A 16,172-nucleotide genomic window follows, 5' to 3' on the forward strand; every position below is an offset into this window, starting at 1 on the left:
TTCCGCGTGGCGAATCCGCGTCCGGGGCCGCCTCGCGTAAAGCGGCCGTAATCCAATGTAAGCGGATTCTCACACGAAAACCGGAGTGCGTCGGAATGCGCCCGCCGCCCCGGCTGGATAGGATGGACCCTGATCCCATTCACTGTTTCTGGAGGAAGCCATCATGCTGAAGTGGGCGTTGTTCTTCGCCGTCATCGCGGTGATCGCCGGCCTTCTTGGGTTCACCGGCGTAGCTGCGGGTGCGGCGGCAATTGCGAAGTTCCTGTTTGTCGTATTCCTGATTCTGTGCGTGGTGTTCCTCGTGCTCGGCTTCGTGGTGACGAAAAAAATCGTCGATTAGCGCCGCTTTGCCTCGTCGAGGCGCCTGAAACAGGCGCTTAAGCAAAGCGGCACGCGCAACCCGAGCGCACGAGAATCCCCGCGGATACCAACAAGAAGGAGAGTCGCCATGCTTCACTATGCCATCGTCTTTTTCGTCATCGCCATTATTGCTGCGGTGTTCGGTTTCACCGGAATCGCGGCGGGCGCGGCGGAAATCGCGAAGATACTGTTCTATATTTTCCTCGTCGTGTTCGTGGTCACGCTGCTGCTCGGCGTATTCCGAACATAGACCTGAACATGATTCTATCGGCGCATCGCGCGGGCATCTTGCGTGATGCACCCATCCCCCAATACGGATAAAGGAGAAATTCAATGGCGAACACACCTGGCGCCCAAGGCGCGGCATCGCAGTCGAGCGACCCGTTCGTGATGGACATACAGAAGATCCGCGACGACGCCCGCAAGCACATGTCGGATGGTCCGGTCACGCAAACTTACGGCGCGGATCGCGGCACGGTGCTCAAGCTCCTCAACGACGCGCTGGCGACCGAAATCGTCTGCACGCTGCGTTACAAGCGGCATCACTTCATGGCGAAGGGAATCAACTCAGAAGCGGTGGCCGCCGAATTCGCGGAGCACGCGGCCGAAGAGCAGGAACATGCCGACCGTATCGCCGAGCGCATCGTGCAGCTTGGCGGCGAGCCGGACTTTGCGCCGGACGGTCTGAAGACGCGCTCGCATTCCGAGTACAAGGAAGGCGAGAACCTGACGGACATGATCCGCGAGAACCTGGTTGCCGAGCGCATCGCAATCGACACCTATCGCGAGATCATCCGCTATCTCGGCGAGAAGGACGTCACGACGCGGCGTATGTTCGAAGAAATTCTCGCAGTCGAGGAAGAGCATGCGGACGATATGGCCGACCTGCTCGAAGGACGCGAGTGATTGCGCCCGGCATGGCGAGCTTGCGGCCGGCGGTTCCGGCCGCGATAACGCCGACGTGCGGCGCGACGTCATTACAATGTCTGCTTTGGAGCGTTTCCATCGTACGGACACCAAGCCGATGATTCGAGTGTTGATAGCTGACGACCACGCGATCGTCCGAGGGGGTTTCAGACAGTTCGTCGCCGACGAGCCGGATATGTGCGTCGCGGCGGAAGCCGCGACCGGCGACGAAACCATCAGCCTCGTGCGCGAACAGGCATTCGACGTCGTGCTGCTCGACATTGCGATGCCGGACAAGAACGGCATCGACACTTTGCGCGTCATCAAGCAGGTGCGCCCGGAGCAGGGCGTGCTGATCCTCTCCGGCTATCCGGAGAGCCAGTACGCGATCAACCTGCTGCGCGCGGGCGCGAACGGTTATCTGAACAAGGACTGCGAGCCCGACGAAATCGTGCGCGCGATTCGTGCGGTAGCGCGCGGGCATCGTTATTTATCCGAGGCGGTGGCCGACACGCTTGCCGACAATCTCGACAAACCGTCGGCGGCACGGCCGCACGAAGCGCTGTCCGAGCGCGAGTTTCAGATTTTCTGCAAGCTCGCGGCGGGTCAGATTCCCACGCAGATTGCCGAGGAGCTGCATTTGTCCGTGAAAACGGTGAGCACGTATAGGGCACGCGTGCTCGAGAAAATGCGCTTGGCGAACAATGCCGATCTGACTTATTACGCGATCAAGAACGGCTTGATCGAATAATGGACGATCGAAAAATCCCGATGAACAGCGAATCGAACACCGTTGCCGAGTCAGCCAGCCGCGCACCGTTGCGCGTGCTGCTTATCGAGGATTCGCCGCTGATCCGCCGCAGTCTGGTGGAGGCCATCGACGCGTCCGGTTCGCTGCGTGTGGCCGCATATGCCGATTCGGCCGACGAAGCCATTGCGCTCCTGAGCGACGAGGCATTCGACGCGGTGATTGTCGATCTGCAATTGAAACAGGGTTCCGGCGTACCCGTATTGGCCTATTTGCAGCGGGAAGGTTTGATCGACTCGGTGTTCGCCGCGGTGCTGACCAATCACGCGTTGCCGGCCTATCGCGAGCGCTGCGAACAGTATGGCGTGCGCCACTTCTACGACAAGTCTTTCGAATTCGATCGCGTGATCGACGCGCTGCACGAGTACGCGTTCGCGCGAAGCAACGGCTAGGCGCTCGACGCAATCAATCGTTGGCAGTCCGAGCCTGGAGCGCCAGATGATTCCATGCGGCGAGGCCGGCGAACAGCAGTCCTGCGACGCTCACGCCCACCCATCCGAAAACCGGCCACACGGCTGCGCCGACGCCTGAGCCGATCGCCCCGCCGATGAAATACGCGACCATGTACACGGTATTCACGCGGCTGCGCGCGTCGGGCTTCAGCGCGTAAATGCGCGACTGATTCGAAATCTGCGCGGCCTGCACGCCGACGTCGAGCACGATCACGCCGATCACGAGTCCCGCGATGCTCTTCGCGGATACGCCGAACACGACGAACGAGATCGCCACCAGCACGATGGACAGCGTGATGATCGCGCGTGGTCCGCGCCGGTCCGCAAACTTGCCGGCAAGAGGCGCAGCGAGCGCGCCCGCGGCGCCCACGATGCCGAACAGTCCTGCCGCCTGCGGTCCGAGATGGAACGGCGCGCCCGCCAGCAACAGCGCGAGCACCGACCAGAAGATACTGAACGCGGCGAAGAGCGCGGCGCCCGTCAGCGAAGCCTCTCGCAACGCGCGATGCTCGACGACCAGATGCCACATCGACATGAGCAGCTTGCCGTAGGGCAGCGTCGAGGTCGGCTTGCTCTTCGGCAGACGCAGGATGATGACCACCGCGAGCACCAGCAATGCGACCACCGAAGCGGCGAATACCGCACGCCAGCCCAGGTATTGCGCAACGAAGCCCGCAGCGGTCCGCGCCAGCAGAATGCCGAGCAGCAGACCGCTCATCACCGTGCCAACGGCATGGCCGCGCTCGGACGGCGGCGCGAGTTCGGCGGCGAACGGCACCGCCTGTTGGGCGATGGTGGCGAGCACACCGATCGCGAGACTCGCGACGATCAGCACCGACAGCGTGGGCGCCGCGGCCGCCACGACAAGCGCGACGCACATGCCCGCAGTCTGCAGCAGGATCAACGCGCGCCGGTCGAAGCGGTCGCCGAGCGGCGCGAGCAACAACATGCCGGCCGCGTAGCCGAGCTGCGTGACGGCCGGCACCGCGCCGACCCACGACGCGCTCGCGGGGAACGACTGCCGCAAGTTGTCGAGCAGCGGCTGGTTGTAATAGATGTTAGCGACCGCGACGCCCGCTATGGTCGCGAGCAGAAGCAGCAGGCCGCGCAGCGACCGGTCGGCGGAAGCGGGAGTGGACGCGTTCGAAGTGGACATGAGAGAGGCTGTGGGCGGACCGGCCCATGCACGGTCCTCAAGCGTGCCGATCATACCGGAGCGAACCGGATTGTGCTGACTCGCTGCCATGCGCGCGCAATGGGCGCTTGTGACAAAAATGCGAACTTTGCCGGGCTCTGATTCGTAGAATCGGCGCGCTACCTCGGCCAACTCCGCACGATCTCATGAAAGAGCCCACGACACGCTCGACTCAACGCCAGTCCCCGCGCATTGGCGGATGCCTGCTCATCGCGCTGATCTGTCTTGCGGCGTGGGCGCTCGCTACCGCATTCGCAATGCGCGACCCGCTGGAAATGATGCTCGAATGGGAATTGCTTGCGGTATTCGCGCGCGCCGGAACACATGGCTGGTATCGCACGGTGATCGTCATGGTCGGCGCGAATGTGATGATCGGCGCGTTTATCGTAGCGGGCACGGGGTGGTTGACGCTGCTCGTCGCGCGCAGATCCGCGCGCTTTAACGTACACGTGCAAGCGTGGCTTGGCGCGATTCTGGCCATGCGCACGGGCGCCTATCTGGCGAGCGATTACATGACGCATGCAATCGGTATCGACATTGCGATTCCGTTCGACGGCCTGATGCAGGCAATCGTCGCGGCCGCGCTCGGAATACCGTACTTCAGAGTGTCGCGGCGCGTGCGTCGAACGTTCGTCAATCGCTGACCGTATGAAATGAACGCGTGCTCAGTCGATCAGCGCGCCTTCCGGCTCGTAGAACGGATAGGGACCGTCGGCGGCATCGACATACGCGTGATGCGTGACGAGGCCCGTTGCCGCATCGTAGCGATGCAGCGCATACGCGGGCGGTTCCATCACGAACGCCGACGGCGCGTCGTCGCGGAGATCGAGCGCGACTTGATGCGCGGGCGCGGGCACTGCGGATGCAATCGTGCCGCCAAAGCGCACGAACATCGGACGATGCACATGCCCGCAGATCACGCGCTCCACGTTCGGATAGCGCGCGATCAGCGCAGCCAGTTTGGCCGCCGCAGCGGGAACGAGCCGCAGCTCGTCCATATGTCCGATGCCGGAAACAAACGGCGGATGATGCAACGCGACGACGGTCGGCTTGCCGCTCGCCGCGTCGAGTTGCGCCGCGAGCCACGCGAGCCGCGCGTCGCAGAGCGTACCGCCGCTTTGCCCCGGCACCAGCGAATCGAGAGCGATTACGCGCATTGCGCCGACATCGACTGCGTACTGGACGAATTCGCCGCCGCTATGCAACTCCGCGCGGTCGGGAAACGCGGCGCGCAACGCGGCCCGGTCGTCGTGATTGCCGACCAGCAGGAAGTACGGCAGTTCAAGCGGCGCGAGCAGCGTCTTCAGGTGTTCGTACTGTTGCGGGTCGCCCTGGTCGACGAGGTCGCCGGTCATGATCACGGCGTCTGGACGAGGAACGAGCGCGTTCAGTGCAGCGACGCAACGCACGAGATACGCGGCGGTATCGACGCGGCGATAGGCGAGCGCACCGGGCCGCTTGATATGCAGGTCGCTAATTTGAGCCAGCAGCATGGGATAGTCCTTGTTTGAGCGCGCTCATAAAAACAGCGCCGCCTTGTTACGATAGCGCAATCAGCGCGTCCTGCACGATCGAGATGCCGACCGGCGTGCCGCGCGCCAGTTCGACGCGGCCCGCGACGTCGACGAGCAGCGCATCCGGTGCCGCGCCGCTGATCGTCAGGCGTGTGCGTTCGCCGAGAAACGCGCTTGCTTCGACTTGGCCGCGCAGTTGCGCATGAGCGGGATCGGCGAGAAACGCGTCTTCGGGGCGGAAGAAGATCTCGTGCTCCGAGCTTGCCTGCGCCGCGAAATGCGTGTGAGTGTCCGAGTGCGTGTGCGTGTGCGTTGGAGGCAGCGGCACGGCGCCGCCGGTGGTCGTCAACATGCCGTCACGGCGCTCGCCGGCGACGCGGTTGATCGTGCCGACGAACTGCGCGACGGTGCGATTCGCAGGCCGATAGTAGATGTCGCGCGGAGAGCCGATCTGCTCGATACGCCCGGCGCTCATCACGACGATGCGGTCGCCCAGTTCCATGGCTTCGGCCTGGTCGTGCGTCACGTACACGGTCGTAATGCCCAGTTCGCGCAGCAGCGTGTTCATCTCGCTGCGCAATGCGTCGCGCAAACGCGCGTCGAGCGCCGTGAGCGGTTCATCGAGCAGCAGCACGCGCGGCTGCACGGCAAGCGCTCGTGCCAGCGCCACGCGTTGACGCTGGCCGCCGGAGAGCTGGTCGATCGGCTTATCGGCATGCGCGGTCAGACGCATCATGTCGAGCAACTCGTCGATGCGTTGCCGCGCTGTCTCTATCGGCACACGTTTGATCTTCAATCCATAACCGATGTTGCCGCGCACGGTCAGGTTAGGGAAGAGCGCGTAGCTCTGAAACACCATGCCCACCTGACGTTTTTCGATAGGCAGTGCGGTGACGTCGTCGTCGCCGAATGCGATTCGGCCGCCGGCGTCGGGCGTTTCGAGTCCTGCGATCATGCGCAGCGTCGTGGTCTTGCCGCAACCGGACGGGCCGAGCAGCACGAGCGTCTCACCGGCTTCGATATGAAGATCGACCGGTTCCAGCACGCGTGTGCCGCGAAACGTTTTCGCGCATTGCGTCAGCGTGATTGGGACCGAAGCGGCAACAGAAGTGGACACAGCGGTAGAGGCGAGTTTCATGGTGTCGTAGCGGAATTCGAAGCAGGAGCGGCGATGCGTTTTTTCGCCGCGTTGCGCTGGCCCGTTGCATCGACGCCGAGCCATTGCATTGCGACGAGCAGCGGCATCGTCATGATGAAAAAGAGAATCGTGTATGCGCTGCCGATTTCGATGCGCAACGACGCGTACGTGTCGGCGAGACCGACCGGCAGCGTCTTCGTATCGGGCGTGTGCAGCATCCACGTCAGATTGAATTCGCCGATGGAAAGCGTTAGCACCGCGAGCGCGCCGGCCACGATGCCCGGTCTCGCGTTCGGCAGAACGATGGTCACGAAGCGCTGCATGAAGCTCGCGCCGAGACTCGCCGCGCCTTCTTCGAGCGTGCGCAGGTCGCTGCTCGCGCACACCGCGGCAACCGCGCGCACCATGAACGGCAGCGTGAACACCACATGCCCGACGACGATAAACGCCACGCTCATGCGGAACATCGTGAAGCCGCCGTACACCACGAGCAGCGCGAGCGCCGATGCGAGACCCGGGAGCGCAATCGGCAGCACGAGAAATTCCTCGACGATGCGTGAGAGCCGCGTCTTGCTGCGCGCAAGCACGTAGCCTGCGGGAACGCCGGTCAGCAGCGTGATAAGCAACGTGACCGCCGCGACTTCGAGAGACAGGAACACCGAGCCGTGATACTGCGTCCACACTTCGGCGAGCCAGCGCAGCGTGAATCCGCTCGAGATTCCCTTGAAGTAGTTGACGGTCACGCCCGCGAGGATCGACATGACAACCGGCACGATCAGGAACGCGCATAGCAGCAGCGTGACGAGCCACTGGCCCGCTGCGAGCCACGCTCTTGCATCCGGCGGGCGCAGCCGCGTACGGGGCTTTGCCTCCGAGGGCAAAGAGGAGGTAATGGAATTCATCAAGAGGTTCTGCGTCCGGTTGAGTCCGTGCTGTTTCGAATGACGCCGCTCATGCGCTCGCCGCCACTGCTGAGCCGCTCACGCTGCGCGCCAATGCAAGCACCGCCCACGTGACGATGCCGAGCACGATCGAAAGTCCTGCCGCCGTGATCATGTTCGCGTTGAGCGTGAACTCGGTGTAGATGGTCATTGGCAATACGTCGATGTCGGTCGCGAGCGTGAATGCCGTGCCGAATGCACCCATCGCGGTCGCGAAGCACACTGCGCCCGCCGCGATCAAGCCGGGCGACAGCGCCGGCAACACGATGTCGCGCGTAATGCGCCACGGCGACGCGCCGAGCGAGCGCGCGGCTTCTTCGAGCGATGCATCGAGCTTGGTCGCCGACGCCATCACCGTGACGATCACGCGCGGAATCGAGAAATACAGGTAGCCGAGAAAGAGGCCGCTCATCGAGTAGGCGAACACCCAGCGGTCGCCGGTGAGCTTGAGCGACAGCGCACCGATCAACCCCTGGCGTCCCGCGAGCATGATGACCATGAAGCCGACTACCACGCCAGGAAACGCGAGCGGAAACGTAAGCAGCGCGAGCAGCGTGCGCTTGAACGCGAACTCGCGGCGCGCGAGCAGCAAACCGGCGATCACCGAAAGCACCAACGTAGCCGCCGTGACGGCCGCCGACAACACGATCGTCGCGCCGAGGCTCGACATATAACGCGGGTTTGTCAGCATCGCGCGATAGGTGGCGAACGCGTGGCCGTCGCCGCTCAGTTGCGCGAGGGCGCCCATCGGCAACAGCCAGAACGCGATGAAAACCGCCAGCGCCGGCGCGATCAGCGCAATGCGCCAGCGCAGCGGGAACGTAATGTCGTTCAATGCATCACCTGCAGATAACGCTCGCCGAAGCTCGACTGCTTCTCGGCCATCTTGCCGAAGTCGACGGGCTTTGCGCGTGCGTACTCGCTTGCCGGCAGGAATTTTGCGGCGGTCTGCGGGCTCATCGCATTTGCGCGCACCGGGCGCAGATACGCATCGGCCCAGAGTTTCTGACCTTCGTCGGAGAGCACGAAGTCGAGCACCTTCTTGCCGTTCGCTTCATGCGGGGCGCCCTTCACGAGGCTCATCACGTACGGCACGGAGATCGTGCCTTCCTTCGGGATCACGAATTCGACGTTCGCGTGATCCTTGTATTTCGCGCGATAGGCGTCGAAATCGTAGTCGAGCAGAATTGGAATTTCACCGGACATGACGCGTGCGTAGGCGGTCTGCTTCGGCACGATAGGCGCGTTGGCCTTGAGCTTGCGGAACCAGTCGAGGCCCGGTTCGAAGTTATCGAGCGTGCCGCCGAGCGCCTGATTCACCGCGACTGCGCCTGCATAGCCGACGAATGCGCTCGACGGATCGAGATAGCCGATCATGCCTTTGTACTCGGGCTTGAGCAGGTCGGCCCACGAGCGCGGCACGGGCTTGCCTTCGAGAGCGTCCTTGTTGACGAAGAAGCCGAGCGTGCCCGAGTGGATCGTGAACCAGTAGCCTTGCGGGTCTTTCAGGTTTGCGGGAATGTCGTCCCAATGCGCGGGCTTGTATGGCTCGACGACGCCTTTGTCTTTCGCCTGGAAAGCCGACGAGACGCCCAGATACACCACGTCCGCCACCGGGCTTTTCTGCTCGGCCATCAACTGCGCGATCGACTGGCCGGAGTTCTTGTTGTCGAACGGCACGCGAATGCCGGTCTTCTGCTGGATCGCCTTGATCTGGCTTGCCCAGTCGGCCCATTCGGGCGGGCAGTTGTAGCAGATCGCGGTTTCATCGGCATGCGCCGTTTGCGACGTGACGGTGGCAAGCGCGGCGGTCACGAGCGTACCGGCGCACAGCGCGACGACGGTGGATTGGGTGAGGCGGCGCATCAGCGGTGAAACTGCCGATGCAAGGCGTACGGAAGAGCGGATCACTGCGGTTCTCCTGGAATGGAAGAGAGCGGGTGGTTCAGGCGGGATGTTCAAGGTAGGAGATGAAGGCGCTGGCTGACAAGCGTCGCGCTCGCGTCGCTGCGGTTTGAGATCGCGGCGATAGTGGCGCCTTCGCGCAAACTGTGCGGCAGCGTTAGCGCAAGCGGCGTTTCGCCGAGACCTTCGTAATTTGCGGTGACGCGTGTCAGCAAACGGCGCCAGGCTGCGCAGCCAATCTCGCGGTTCGGCGCGCAGACGCTTGCGAGCGGCGGCGACAGCAGTTCGCCCATCGCGAGACCGTCGAAGCCGAGAATCGACATGTCGCGCGGAATCTGCAGACGCGCGCGGCGCAGGCCGCGCATTACGACCATTGCGAGCAGATCGTTGCTGCAGAAGAGGGCGCTCGGACGGTTCGGGCCGCTTGTCAGATGCGCGAGCACCGAGAGCGCCAGTTCGTCCGCGTTGAAGTCGACTTCAAGCGCGGGTGCGGGCGCGAGGCCGGCTTGCTGCATTGCTTGTGTGTAGCCGAGATGCCGCTGCCGCGCGCGATCGGATGCAGCGAGCGTGCCGGCGAGCATCAGGATGCGGCGATGGCCGTGCGCGATCAGCATGCGCACGCCTTCGTAGGCGGCGAGACGGTTGTCGACGGACACCGACGGACGCCGCACCGTGTCGTTGTGCATCAGCACATAGAGCAGGCCGTCGCGGTCGAGTTCGTCGAGAAGCGGGTGCGTGTCGGCGTCGGCGACCGTCAGGATCAGGCCTTCCACGCGATGCTCGCGCAGCGTTTCGATTGCGCGGCGTTCGCGCTCGGCGTCGTACTGGGTCGTCATCAGCATGAGCCGGTAGCCTTGCGCCGCCGCGAGTTCGTCGATGCCTTGCAGACACTCCGCGAACACAGGGTTGGCGAGCGTGGGCACGATCACGCCGATCAGGCGCGTGCGCTCGCCGCGCAGTTGACGGCCGAGCGGGCTGGGCCGGAAGTTGAGCGCGTCGATGGACTGGCGCACCTTGTCGAGCGTGATGGGGTTGACGGTGTGCGGCGCGTTGATCGCGCGCGAGACCGTCGCGATGGAAAAGCCCGCGTGCGCTGCGACATCCTTGATCGTCGGGGTCATGATTTCCGCTCGGTTGTAAACGTTTTCAGGAGCGGATTATCGGAAAGGTTTGTGACTTGGCGATGACGTTGGTTTTGGTGGCGGATCGTCTGGTTTGAAGGCGAGGGCGGCGCAGTGAAGTGTGGCGCGGGTGTGTTGGTGTTGCCGGGTCGATGCGCGGCGTTGCGGGCGTTTGGCCGGCCCGGCGGCCAATGGTAGAATGCGCGTCCACGCGTTTTACCCACCCTCGCCGGGGTGATGAAATTGGTAAACATAGCGGACTTAAAATCCGCCGCTTCACGGCTTGCCGGTTCGAGTCCGGTCCCCGGCACCAGCCTTCCAATAAGCTTCCCGCCCGTTTCAGCCGCTTTCCGGCGCATGCAGGGTGCGGGTTTTTCTGCCCGAAAACCGATTTCGCAGCCCTACCTCTTCTGGCCAATCCGGGCGACGGCAACCTTGATTGCCATCTGCACCGCCTCGATCGCGCGCGGATCGCCGTTTCGGTTGCAGACAGAGCTGAGATAGGGGGAAACACTAACCGTGCGTAAGCCTAAAGAAGGAACAGAAAGCAGCCGTGAATGCTGCTATGAAAAAGAATCTAATGATCTGGGGGCTTGTCCTTTCGCTCACCGGTTGCGCCAGCTGGTGTAAGAACAGCGAGGACAAGGAGAGGTGCCTGAAGCGCGTGCATGTCGCTCAAGCTGTCGGGGCTGCTGCGTTAGTGGTCACTGCCGTGGTGATTGCTGCTAAGGCTGGAGGCGGAGGTGGCTCTACCGCGCCGGCAAGCGACAGCCCTTACCCGGGGAACTGTCAATACGATTGGCAGGTCGCGGCCGACGGGTCACGTTGCGGTGCACGCTCCGCGCAGTCAAGACCGGGTGGATATTGATTCACCGTTATCCCCAGCACAAATCGCCACGAAAAGAACATGACGACCGATCCATTCTTGAAAGACCTCCCTTACGAGGCGAGAGCGACAGTCGCACAGAAGATAAGCACTGCGAGTGACGTCTTCACCGAAGGGGTGGTGAATTGGGGGTTTGAGGTCATTAAGCACCTAGCGATATTCAATGGCGGTGGCCTCGCCGGAGCTGCGGCGTTAGCGCAGGCTTACAACACCGATGCCACAGTACATCGACTCGCGCTGGAGGCCGTTCATCTCTTTGTCGCACGGTTGATATTGGCCCTCATCACCATGATCGTTTGTTGGATTGCGGGCTTCGTCTACAACTTCTTTTTTATCAAAAGATGCATGGCGGTGCTGTTGAGCGTGGCGCCACTTTCGACATTGAAGTTGTCATGGGATCTCTGGGTTGCATCGGGCGCCGTGTGGCTGTTGGCGGCCGCGTCTGTAACGCTTTTTCTCATGGGCGCATTCAAGGTGGTGGCAATAGCGTAGACAGCCATCAAATTTGGATTGCCTCACCGAAATTTTTAGAGTCTCTCTCCGGAAAGATGCGTCCAAAAAAGCTCGCTAGTCGAAAGACAGCGGGCTATTTTGCATTGCGCCTTGAGATTGACGCCGCAACGCGTAGGCAGCCTGCGTGGCGCCGATGGCTCATGTGGGCAACGGTGCGTGCTTTCGGCGACTCTCATTGGACCGCCAAACCCATGGCCGCATGAGAACAGCCCGCCGGAATCGCGCTGTCACAGTTCATGGGCTTTTCGTAACCTGCCGATCTTCAAACTATGCGGCGGTACTAGCGCGATTGCGCAAAAGTAGATATGCAAGGCCCAGCGGGGCAATGAGTATCGCCAAGTACCAGCAGATGAACATCGTCATGATCTTTACGACGAGCATCATGATTGCATTCACGAAGAAGACATTCCGGCCAACGATGTAGTCGACGACGCTTTCGTACACAAAGCGTGAGTACGGGTAGAGGAAGGTGTTCAGTATGGAAAAACAAATTACGAACGCAACTAGCCCAAAGGAGGCTGCGCCCTTTCCGTGACTGAAAACGAAGTAAATCATCGCCGGAAAGATCAGGCCGAAAAGGAAATTTCGGATGTAATACGCGCGGTTCAATCCACCGAAAGAGCGTTCGATAATTGGGTGCATGTCATCCCCTCTCGTTAAAAGCGGACTATCGGCACCATCTCCAGAAAACTTGAGCATACTTTGAGGATATTTCTTCCGCCTCGCAGGGAGCCGGGCGAATGGTGCCGGTTTAGTCGTTGCGCCAGATCTCGGGTGCTGCATCGTGTGGGCGGGGCAGTTGATGCAACAGTTGCGCGAAGACAAGCGACGGTTGCGCGACGAATAAAGCCGACCAGCTGAAGGCGCAGGCAGCGGAGCCGTTGATGCAGGTCAAGACCCGGTTTGTTGATACCGGGTGTGACTGAACGAAGCCGATTTACGTCGGCGGAGGCGATGTGCTGACGGACGAGGCGGCGAAGGCGATTCTGGCGGACAACCAGACGGCGCGGCCACATGCGGTTTGGAAGCCATCGTCCTGCAAATAAGCCGCTCGCCGGCGCGTTTTCAGCTAGTCGGAGCTATGCGACGCTGAGTTCCAGATGCCTGCCGAGCGCTTCAAACGCATCGGCAATCGTGTCAATCTTCGTGGCGTGCCCCAAGTTCACGATCCGATTTACGTCCTGCGGTCGGGCATTCAAGCGACGCGCGAGTTCTGACGGCGTGACCCTCTGCGCGAGCATCTCGTTCAGTAAAAGAACCTTTGCCGACACGCTCGCGGGAATGCTGATCAACTCCTCGCCTTTCTTTACCTTGGACGGCGCCGGAACCGGCCGCTTATCCTCGAAATAAAAATCCATTGCCGAGAGCAACGCATCAGCGGCCATAGAGCGAGCCTCATCGAGGGTATCGCCTTGGGTGATGGCCTCCGGAATATCCCGGAAGGTGACCACGAATCCGCCTTCTTCTGCCGGTTCGAGCCGGGCTGGATAGCGCGACATATCAAAACTCCAATGTGCTGAGAAACGGTGCCGAGAAGGCCCTTTGCGGGGCCGTCCCTCATTTAAATCCAAGCTGCTTCAAAATCGCCCGTCTGGTTCCCTCTTTAAGTCCCGTTGACGGGTGTCTGGGAACGGTGGTTTGCTTGCCGTTCAGGTAGACCTTCGTGTGTGCTGCGCCTTCCTTGAACGTCGCTTCCCGCTCGGCGAACCACCTTCTTGACTCACTCTGCTTCACCGTCCCTGCGCGTTTTTTAACATGTGTTAATATTAAACATTAATGTTTAATATTAACTGTTTTGCAAGGCATGTGGAGTGGCACTTGATCCAGACGTCGATAAGCCGCAACTGAACCTATGGAACTCCTTGTAGACGACATCAAACGCTCTATTTGCTCACTCTTCGAGGTCTATGCCGACGAGAAGGGTGTGCAGCGTATTGTCACGCCCATAGAATATCCAGGAACGTCCGACCGGATCGTTGTGCGCGTCCGTCCACAATCGGATGGCAGTTACCGTGTCGACGAAAACGGCGACGCCGCCATGTTTGCAAATATGGCGGACGGCGATACCGAGTCTGAGGTAGTCAAGCGATGGTTAGAAGATCTACCTGACAATGGACCGGTCAGCATGGACGATGACGAGACATTGGTCGTGAAAGGCCGCGACACGCGCCTGATTGCACCATCCATTTTTCGCGTCGCCGAAGCTGCTCAGCATCTTTATGCGCTTGCTACCGCACGCGCCGACCGGCACCCCAGTGATTTCAAGGAGCGTCTCACCCGAGCCGTCTTTGACGTGGCTACACAGCTCGGTCTGGATCATCATGAGAATGTGCAGCTTCCGATTTCGGGCGGGTTGCTTGCGGATCACGTGATCAGCACACCTACGCCGCTCATTGTCATCGCGGCTACCGGAGCGACTCGTCTGCTGGAGGCAGAGGTCATTCACATGCAATACCGCATGCAAAAGACTCCCGGCTTCGTCCTGGCTGTGGTCGAAAGTCAGAAGGCTGTCGGCAAAAAGCAGTTCGAGCGCGCGAACTATTACACCGGGAAGACGGTGATCTTCGATGCCGACAACTTCAAGGGTCTGGTCAAAACGTCGTTGAGCTAACGTGCTGGGTCGTCCGGACCGCAGCCGGCATAAGCAATCGTCCGAACCCTCCCCAATCCCAAACTGTGCACAAATCCCCACCCACGTAAGCACTGCACACACTGGGGAATGCCTGAGCTTGAGCCACTCCCGCCGCGCGTCGTAGAATCGTCGCACATCGGTTTGGGGGTCCAGCAATGTGCCTGGCTTCTCGTTGCGATTTCAATCGAATAAAACCGGGCCGCCCGGCGCTTTCGCGACCCGTCTTTCGGGTTGAGGCCGGCGTTCGCCGCCCGCTCGCCATCGGCTTCGCGCCATGACCCCGCTGATTTCCGTCAAAAAGCTCAGTAAGAGCTTTCCCGGCGTGCGGGCGCTTCACGACGTGCAGTTTGACCTGATCGCGGGCGAAGTCCACGCGCTGATGGGCGAGAACGGCGCCGGCAAATCGACGCTCATGAAAATCCTGGCCGGCGTGTACACCCGCGATTCCGGCGAGATTCTGCTCGGCGGCCAACCCGTGGAGTTGCAGAGCCCGCGCGACGCGCAAGCCGCGGGCATCGGCATCATTCATCAGGAACTCCAACTGATGAATCACCTGACGGTCGCACAGAACATGTTCATCGGCCGTGAGCCTCGCGGGCGGCTTGGCCTCTTTCTCGACGAAGACAAGCTCAACGCACAGGCGCGTGAAATCCTCTCGCGCATGCATGTGAACCTCGACCCGCGCGCCATGGTCGGCAACCTGACGGTTGCGAGCCAGCAGATGGTCGAAATCGCCAAGGCTTTGTCGTTCGACTCGCGCGTGCTCATCATGGACGAGCCTACCTCGGCGCTCAACGACGCCGAAATCGCCGAGCTTTTTCGCATCATCCGTGAACTGAAGCAGCGCGGCGTCGGCATCGTCTATATCTCGCACAAGATGGACGAGCTCAAGCAGATCGCCGATCGCGTCACCGTACTGCGCGACGGCGAGTACGTGGCCACCGTCGCCGCCGCCGACACGAGCGTCGAGGCGATCATCGGCATGATGGTCGGGCGGACCTTGAGCGACGTTGCGCCCGCCGGGAGCGCCGCGTCGCAAGGCGAAATCGCGCTCGAAGTCAAAAACCTGCACGCCGGCCCGCTCGTGCGGGACGTGAGCTTCACGCTGCGCAAAGGCGAAATATTGGGCTTTGCCGGCCTGATGGGCGCAGGCCGCACGGAGGTCGCGCGGGCCGTGTTCGGCGCCGATCCGGTCGAGTCCGGCGAGATCTTCGTGAAAGGCGCGAAGGCTTCGATCAGAACGCCGAGCGACGCTGTGGCGCATGGCATCGGCTATCTGTCGGAGGACCGTAAGCGCTTCGGGCTCGCCACCGGCATGGACGTCGAATCGAACATCGTCATGTCGAACCTGCGCAATTTTCTGTCGCTCAACTTTTTTCTGCGCCGCGCGCGGATGCGCCGCCGCGCATCCCACTTCATCAATCTTCTCGCGATCCGCACGCCGTCCGCCGCGCAGGAAGTGCGGCTGCTGTCGGGCGGCAACCAGCAGAAGATCGTGATCGCGAAGTGGCTCGAGCGTGACTGCGACGTGCTGTTCTTCGACGAACCGACGCGCGGCATCGACGTCGGCGCGAAGAGCGAAATCTATAAGCTGCTGCGCTCGCTCGCGGACGAGGGTAAGGCGATCGTGATGATTTCGTCGGAACTGCCGGAGATATTGCGCATGAGCGACCGCGTCGTCGTGATGTGCGAGGGCCGTATTACCGGTGAACTCCCAGCGGAGCAGGCGACCCAGGAGCGCATCATGCATCTGGCCACGCAGCGCCAAACACTGAAAGCGGCGTGAGCCGCGAGAGGACGC

Annotated in this window: 19 protein-coding genes and 1 tRNA gene; 10 read left to right on the forward strand and 10 right to left on the reverse strand. The window is 61.7% G+C overall.

Going from position 1 to position 16,172, the window contains the following annotated elements; all coding sequences use genetic code 11:
• The first annotated feature begins 163 nt into the window (after positions 1–163).
• The 5 genes from JMY24_RS03480 (at position 164) to JMY24_RS03500 (ending at position 2,466) form a co-directional block, all read left to right on the forward strand.
• Entirely contained in the window at positions 164–340 is a 177-nt protein-coding gene (locus JMY24_RS03480; protein ID WP_020065435.1) for a DUF1328 domain-containing protein, read from the forward strand.
• A gap of 108 nt (positions 341–448) precedes the next feature.
• Entirely contained in the window at positions 449–610 is a 162-nt protein-coding gene (locus JMY24_RS03485; RefSeq protein ID WP_006052455.1) for a DUF1328 domain-containing protein, read from the forward strand.
• A gap of 83 nt (positions 611–693) precedes the next feature.
• Positions 694–1,266 carry a ferritin-like domain-containing protein gene (locus JMY24_RS03490; RefSeq protein WP_128595445.1) on the forward strand — a complete coding sequence of 191 codons (573 nt, stop codon included), beginning with the start codon at positions 694–696 and terminating at the stop codon, positions 1,264–1,266.
• A 118-nt stretch (positions 1,267–1,384) separates the two neighbouring features.
• Entirely contained in the window at positions 1,385–2,017 is a 633-nt protein-coding gene (locus JMY24_RS03495) for a response regulator (protein ID WP_128585374.1), read from the forward strand.
• Positions 2,017–2,466, forward strand: coding sequence for a response regulator (locus JMY24_RS03500; protein WP_236597309.1), 450 nt, complete (start codon positions 2,017–2,019; stop codon positions 2,464–2,466). Before JMY24_RS03495 ends, JMY24_RS03500 begins: the two co-directional genes overlap by 1 nt.
• Before the next feature lie 13 nt (positions 2,467–2,479).
• On the opposite strand, the gene JMY24_RS03505 is transcribed toward JMY24_RS03500, so the two are convergent.
• A complete protein-coding gene (locus tag JMY24_RS03505; RefSeq protein WP_201701392.1) occupies positions 2,480–3,682 on the reverse strand; it encodes an MFS transporter in 1,203 nt (400 codons plus the stop codon).
• A 185-nt stretch (positions 3,683–3,867) separates the two neighbouring features.
• On the opposite strand from JMY24_RS03505, the gene JMY24_RS03510 reads away from it, so the two are divergent.
• Complete coding sequence (locus JMY24_RS03510) at positions 3,868–4,365, forward strand: DUF2569 domain-containing protein (RefSeq protein WP_128595442.1); 498 nt, start codon at positions 3,868–3,870, stop codon at positions 4,363–4,365.
• Between the two features lie 21 nt (positions 4,366–4,386).
• Here JMY24_RS03510 and JMY24_RS03515 read toward each other — a convergent pair whose 3' ends face one another.
• Genes JMY24_RS03515 through JMY24_RS03540 form a run of 6 tightly spaced genes read right to left on the reverse strand, consistent with a single transcriptional unit; the run spans position 4,387 to position 10,340 of the window.
• Positions 4,387–5,214, reverse strand: coding sequence for a phosphodiesterase (locus JMY24_RS03515; protein WP_128595441.1), 828 nt, complete (start codon positions 5,212–5,214; stop codon positions 4,387–4,389).
• A 46-nt stretch (positions 5,215–5,260) separates the two neighbouring features.
• Positions 5,261–6,373 (reverse strand): ABC transporter ATP-binding protein, encoded by a 1,113-nt coding sequence (locus tag JMY24_RS03520; RefSeq protein WP_128585369.1) that lies wholly within the window; start codon positions 6,371–6,373, stop codon positions 5,261–5,263.
• Positions 6,370–7,275, reverse strand: coding sequence for an ABC transporter permease (locus JMY24_RS03525; RefSeq protein WP_201701393.1), 906 nt, complete (start codon positions 7,273–7,275; stop codon positions 6,370–6,372). The genes JMY24_RS03520 and JMY24_RS03525 overlap by 4 nt, the downstream gene beginning before the upstream one ends.
• Before the next feature lie 49 nt (positions 7,276–7,324).
• Positions 7,325–8,149 carry an ABC transporter permease gene (locus JMY24_RS03530; protein WP_128595440.1) on the reverse strand — a complete coding sequence of 275 codons (825 nt, stop codon included), beginning with the start codon at positions 8,147–8,149 and terminating at the stop codon, positions 7,325–7,327.
• Entirely contained in the window at positions 8,146–9,225 is a 1,080-nt protein-coding gene (locus JMY24_RS03535) for an ABC transporter substrate-binding protein (protein WP_128595439.1), read from the reverse strand. Before JMY24_RS03535 ends, JMY24_RS03530 begins: the two co-directional genes overlap by 4 nt.
• 47 nt (positions 9,226–9,272) lie before the next feature.
• Positions 9,273–10,340: a LacI family DNA-binding transcriptional regulator gene (locus JMY24_RS03540; RefSeq protein ID WP_128595438.1), complete on the reverse strand. Its 1,068-nt coding sequence runs from the start codon at positions 10,338–10,340 to the stop codon at positions 9,273–9,275.
• Positions 10,341–10,568: 228 nt separating this feature from the next.
• On the opposite strand from JMY24_RS03540, the gene JMY24_RS03545 reads away from it, so the two are divergent.
• Positions 10,569–10,653, forward strand: a tRNA-Leu gene (locus JMY24_RS03545).
• Between the two features lie 594 nt (positions 10,654–11,247).
• A complete protein-coding gene (locus JMY24_RS03550; protein WP_128595437.1) occupies positions 11,248–11,718 on the forward strand; it encodes a hypothetical protein in 471 nt (156 codons plus the stop codon).
• A 288-nt stretch (positions 11,719–12,006) separates the two neighbouring features.
• Here the strand turns inward: JMY24_RS03550 and JMY24_RS03555 are convergent, their stop codons facing one another.
• The 3 genes from JMY24_RS03555 to JMY24_RS03565 all read right to left on the reverse strand — a co-directional run bounded on the left by JMY24_RS03555 (position 12,007) and on the right by JMY24_RS03565 (position 13,473).
• On the reverse strand, positions 12,007–12,381 hold the full coding sequence (locus JMY24_RS03555; RefSeq protein WP_128585365.1) for a hypothetical protein: 375 nt from the start codon (positions 12,379–12,381) through the stop codon (positions 12,007–12,009).
• 437 nt (positions 12,382–12,818) lie between these two features.
• Positions 12,819–13,238, reverse strand: coding sequence for a type II toxin-antitoxin system HicB family antitoxin (locus JMY24_RS03560; RefSeq protein ID WP_128585364.1), 420 nt, complete (start codon positions 13,236–13,238; stop codon positions 12,819–12,821).
• A 58-nt stretch (positions 13,239–13,296) separates the two neighbouring features.
• Complete coding sequence (locus JMY24_RS03565) at positions 13,297–13,473, reverse strand: type II toxin-antitoxin system HicA family toxin (protein ID WP_128585363.1); 177 nt, start codon at positions 13,471–13,473, stop codon at positions 13,297–13,299.
• Between the two features lie 118 nt (positions 13,474–13,591).
• Here JMY24_RS03565 and JMY24_RS03570 point away from each other — a divergent pair, with 118 nt between their 5' ends.
• Together JMY24_RS03570 and JMY24_RS03575 are read left to right on the forward strand one after the other, a co-directional pair.
• On the forward strand, positions 13,592–14,350 hold the full coding sequence (locus JMY24_RS03570) for a hypothetical protein (RefSeq protein ID WP_128595436.1): 759 nt from the start codon (positions 13,592–13,594) through the stop codon (positions 14,348–14,350).
• A gap of 295 nt (positions 14,351–14,645) precedes the next feature.
• Positions 14,646–16,157 carry a sugar ABC transporter ATP-binding protein gene (locus JMY24_RS03575; protein ID WP_128595435.1) on the forward strand — a complete coding sequence of 504 codons (1,512 nt, stop codon included), beginning with the start codon at positions 14,646–14,648 and terminating at the stop codon, positions 16,155–16,157.
• The last annotated feature ends 15 nt before the right edge of the window (positions 16,158–16,172 follow it).

Origin of the sequence: Paraburkholderia kirstenboschensis, assembly GCF_904848585.1 — a bacterium.
GTDB lineage: Bacteria > Pseudomonadota > Gammaproteobacteria > Burkholderiales > Burkholderiaceae > Paraburkholderia > Paraburkholderia kirstenboschensis.

Excerpts from the sequence above, each read along its gene's own strand:
- JMY24_RS03480 (WP_020065435.1), top strand. The coding sequence starts at position 164 with ATGCTGAAGTGGGCGTTGTTCTTCGCCGTCATCGCGGTGATCGCCGGC.
- JMY24_RS03485 (WP_006052455.1), top strand. The coding sequence starts at position 449 with ATGCTTCACTATGCCATCGTCTTTTTCGTCATCGCCATTATTGCTGCG.
- JMY24_RS03490 (WP_128595445.1), top strand. The coding sequence starts at position 694 with ATGGCGAACACACCTGGCGCCCAAGGCGCGGCATCGCAGTCGAGCGAC.
- JMY24_RS03495 (WP_128585374.1), top strand. The coding sequence starts at position 1,385 with ATGATTCGAGTGTTGATAGCTGACGACCACGCGATCGTCCGAGGGGGT.
- JMY24_RS03500 (WP_236597309.1), top strand. The coding sequence starts at position 2,017 with ATGGACGATCGAAAAATCCCGATGAACAGCGAATCGAACACCGTTGCC.
- JMY24_RS03505 (WP_201701392.1), bottom strand. The coding sequence starts at position 3,682 with ATGTCCACTTCGAACGCGTCCACTCCCGCTTCCGCCGACCGGTCGCTG.
- JMY24_RS03510 (WP_128595442.1), top strand. The coding sequence starts at position 3,868 with ATGAAAGAGCCCACGACACGCTCGACTCAACGCCAGTCCCCGCGCATT.
- JMY24_RS03515 (WP_128595441.1), bottom strand. The coding sequence starts at position 5,214 with ATGCTGCTGGCTCAAATTAGCGACCTGCATATCAAGCGGCCCGGTGCG.
- JMY24_RS03520 (WP_128585369.1), bottom strand. The coding sequence starts at position 6,373 with ATGAAACTCGCCTCTACCGCTGTGTCCACTTCTGTTGCCGCTTCGGTC.
- JMY24_RS03525 (WP_201701393.1), bottom strand. The coding sequence starts at position 7,275 with ATGAATTCCATTACCTCCTCTTTGCCCTCGGAGGCAAAGCCCCGTACG.
- JMY24_RS03540 (WP_128595438.1), bottom strand. The coding sequence starts at position 10,340 with ATGACCCCGACGATCAAGGATGTCGCAGCGCACGCGGGCTTTTCCATC.
- JMY24_RS03550 (WP_128595437.1), top strand. The coding sequence starts at position 11,248 with ATGACGACCGATCCATTCTTGAAAGACCTCCCTTACGAGGCGAGAGCG.
- JMY24_RS03555 (WP_128585365.1), bottom strand. The coding sequence starts at position 12,381 with ATGCACCCAATTATCGAACGCTCTTTCGGTGGATTGAACCGCGCGTAT.
- JMY24_RS03560 (WP_128585364.1), bottom strand. The coding sequence starts at position 13,238 with ATGTCGCGCTATCCAGCCCGGCTCGAACCGGCAGAAGAAGGCGGATTC.
- JMY24_RS03570 (WP_128595436.1), top strand. The coding sequence starts at position 13,592 with ATGGAACTCCTTGTAGACGACATCAAACGCTCTATTTGCTCACTCTTC.
- JMY24_RS03575 (WP_128595435.1), top strand. The coding sequence starts at position 14,646 with ATGACCCCGCTGATTTCCGTCAAAAAGCTCAGTAAGAGCTTTCCCGGC.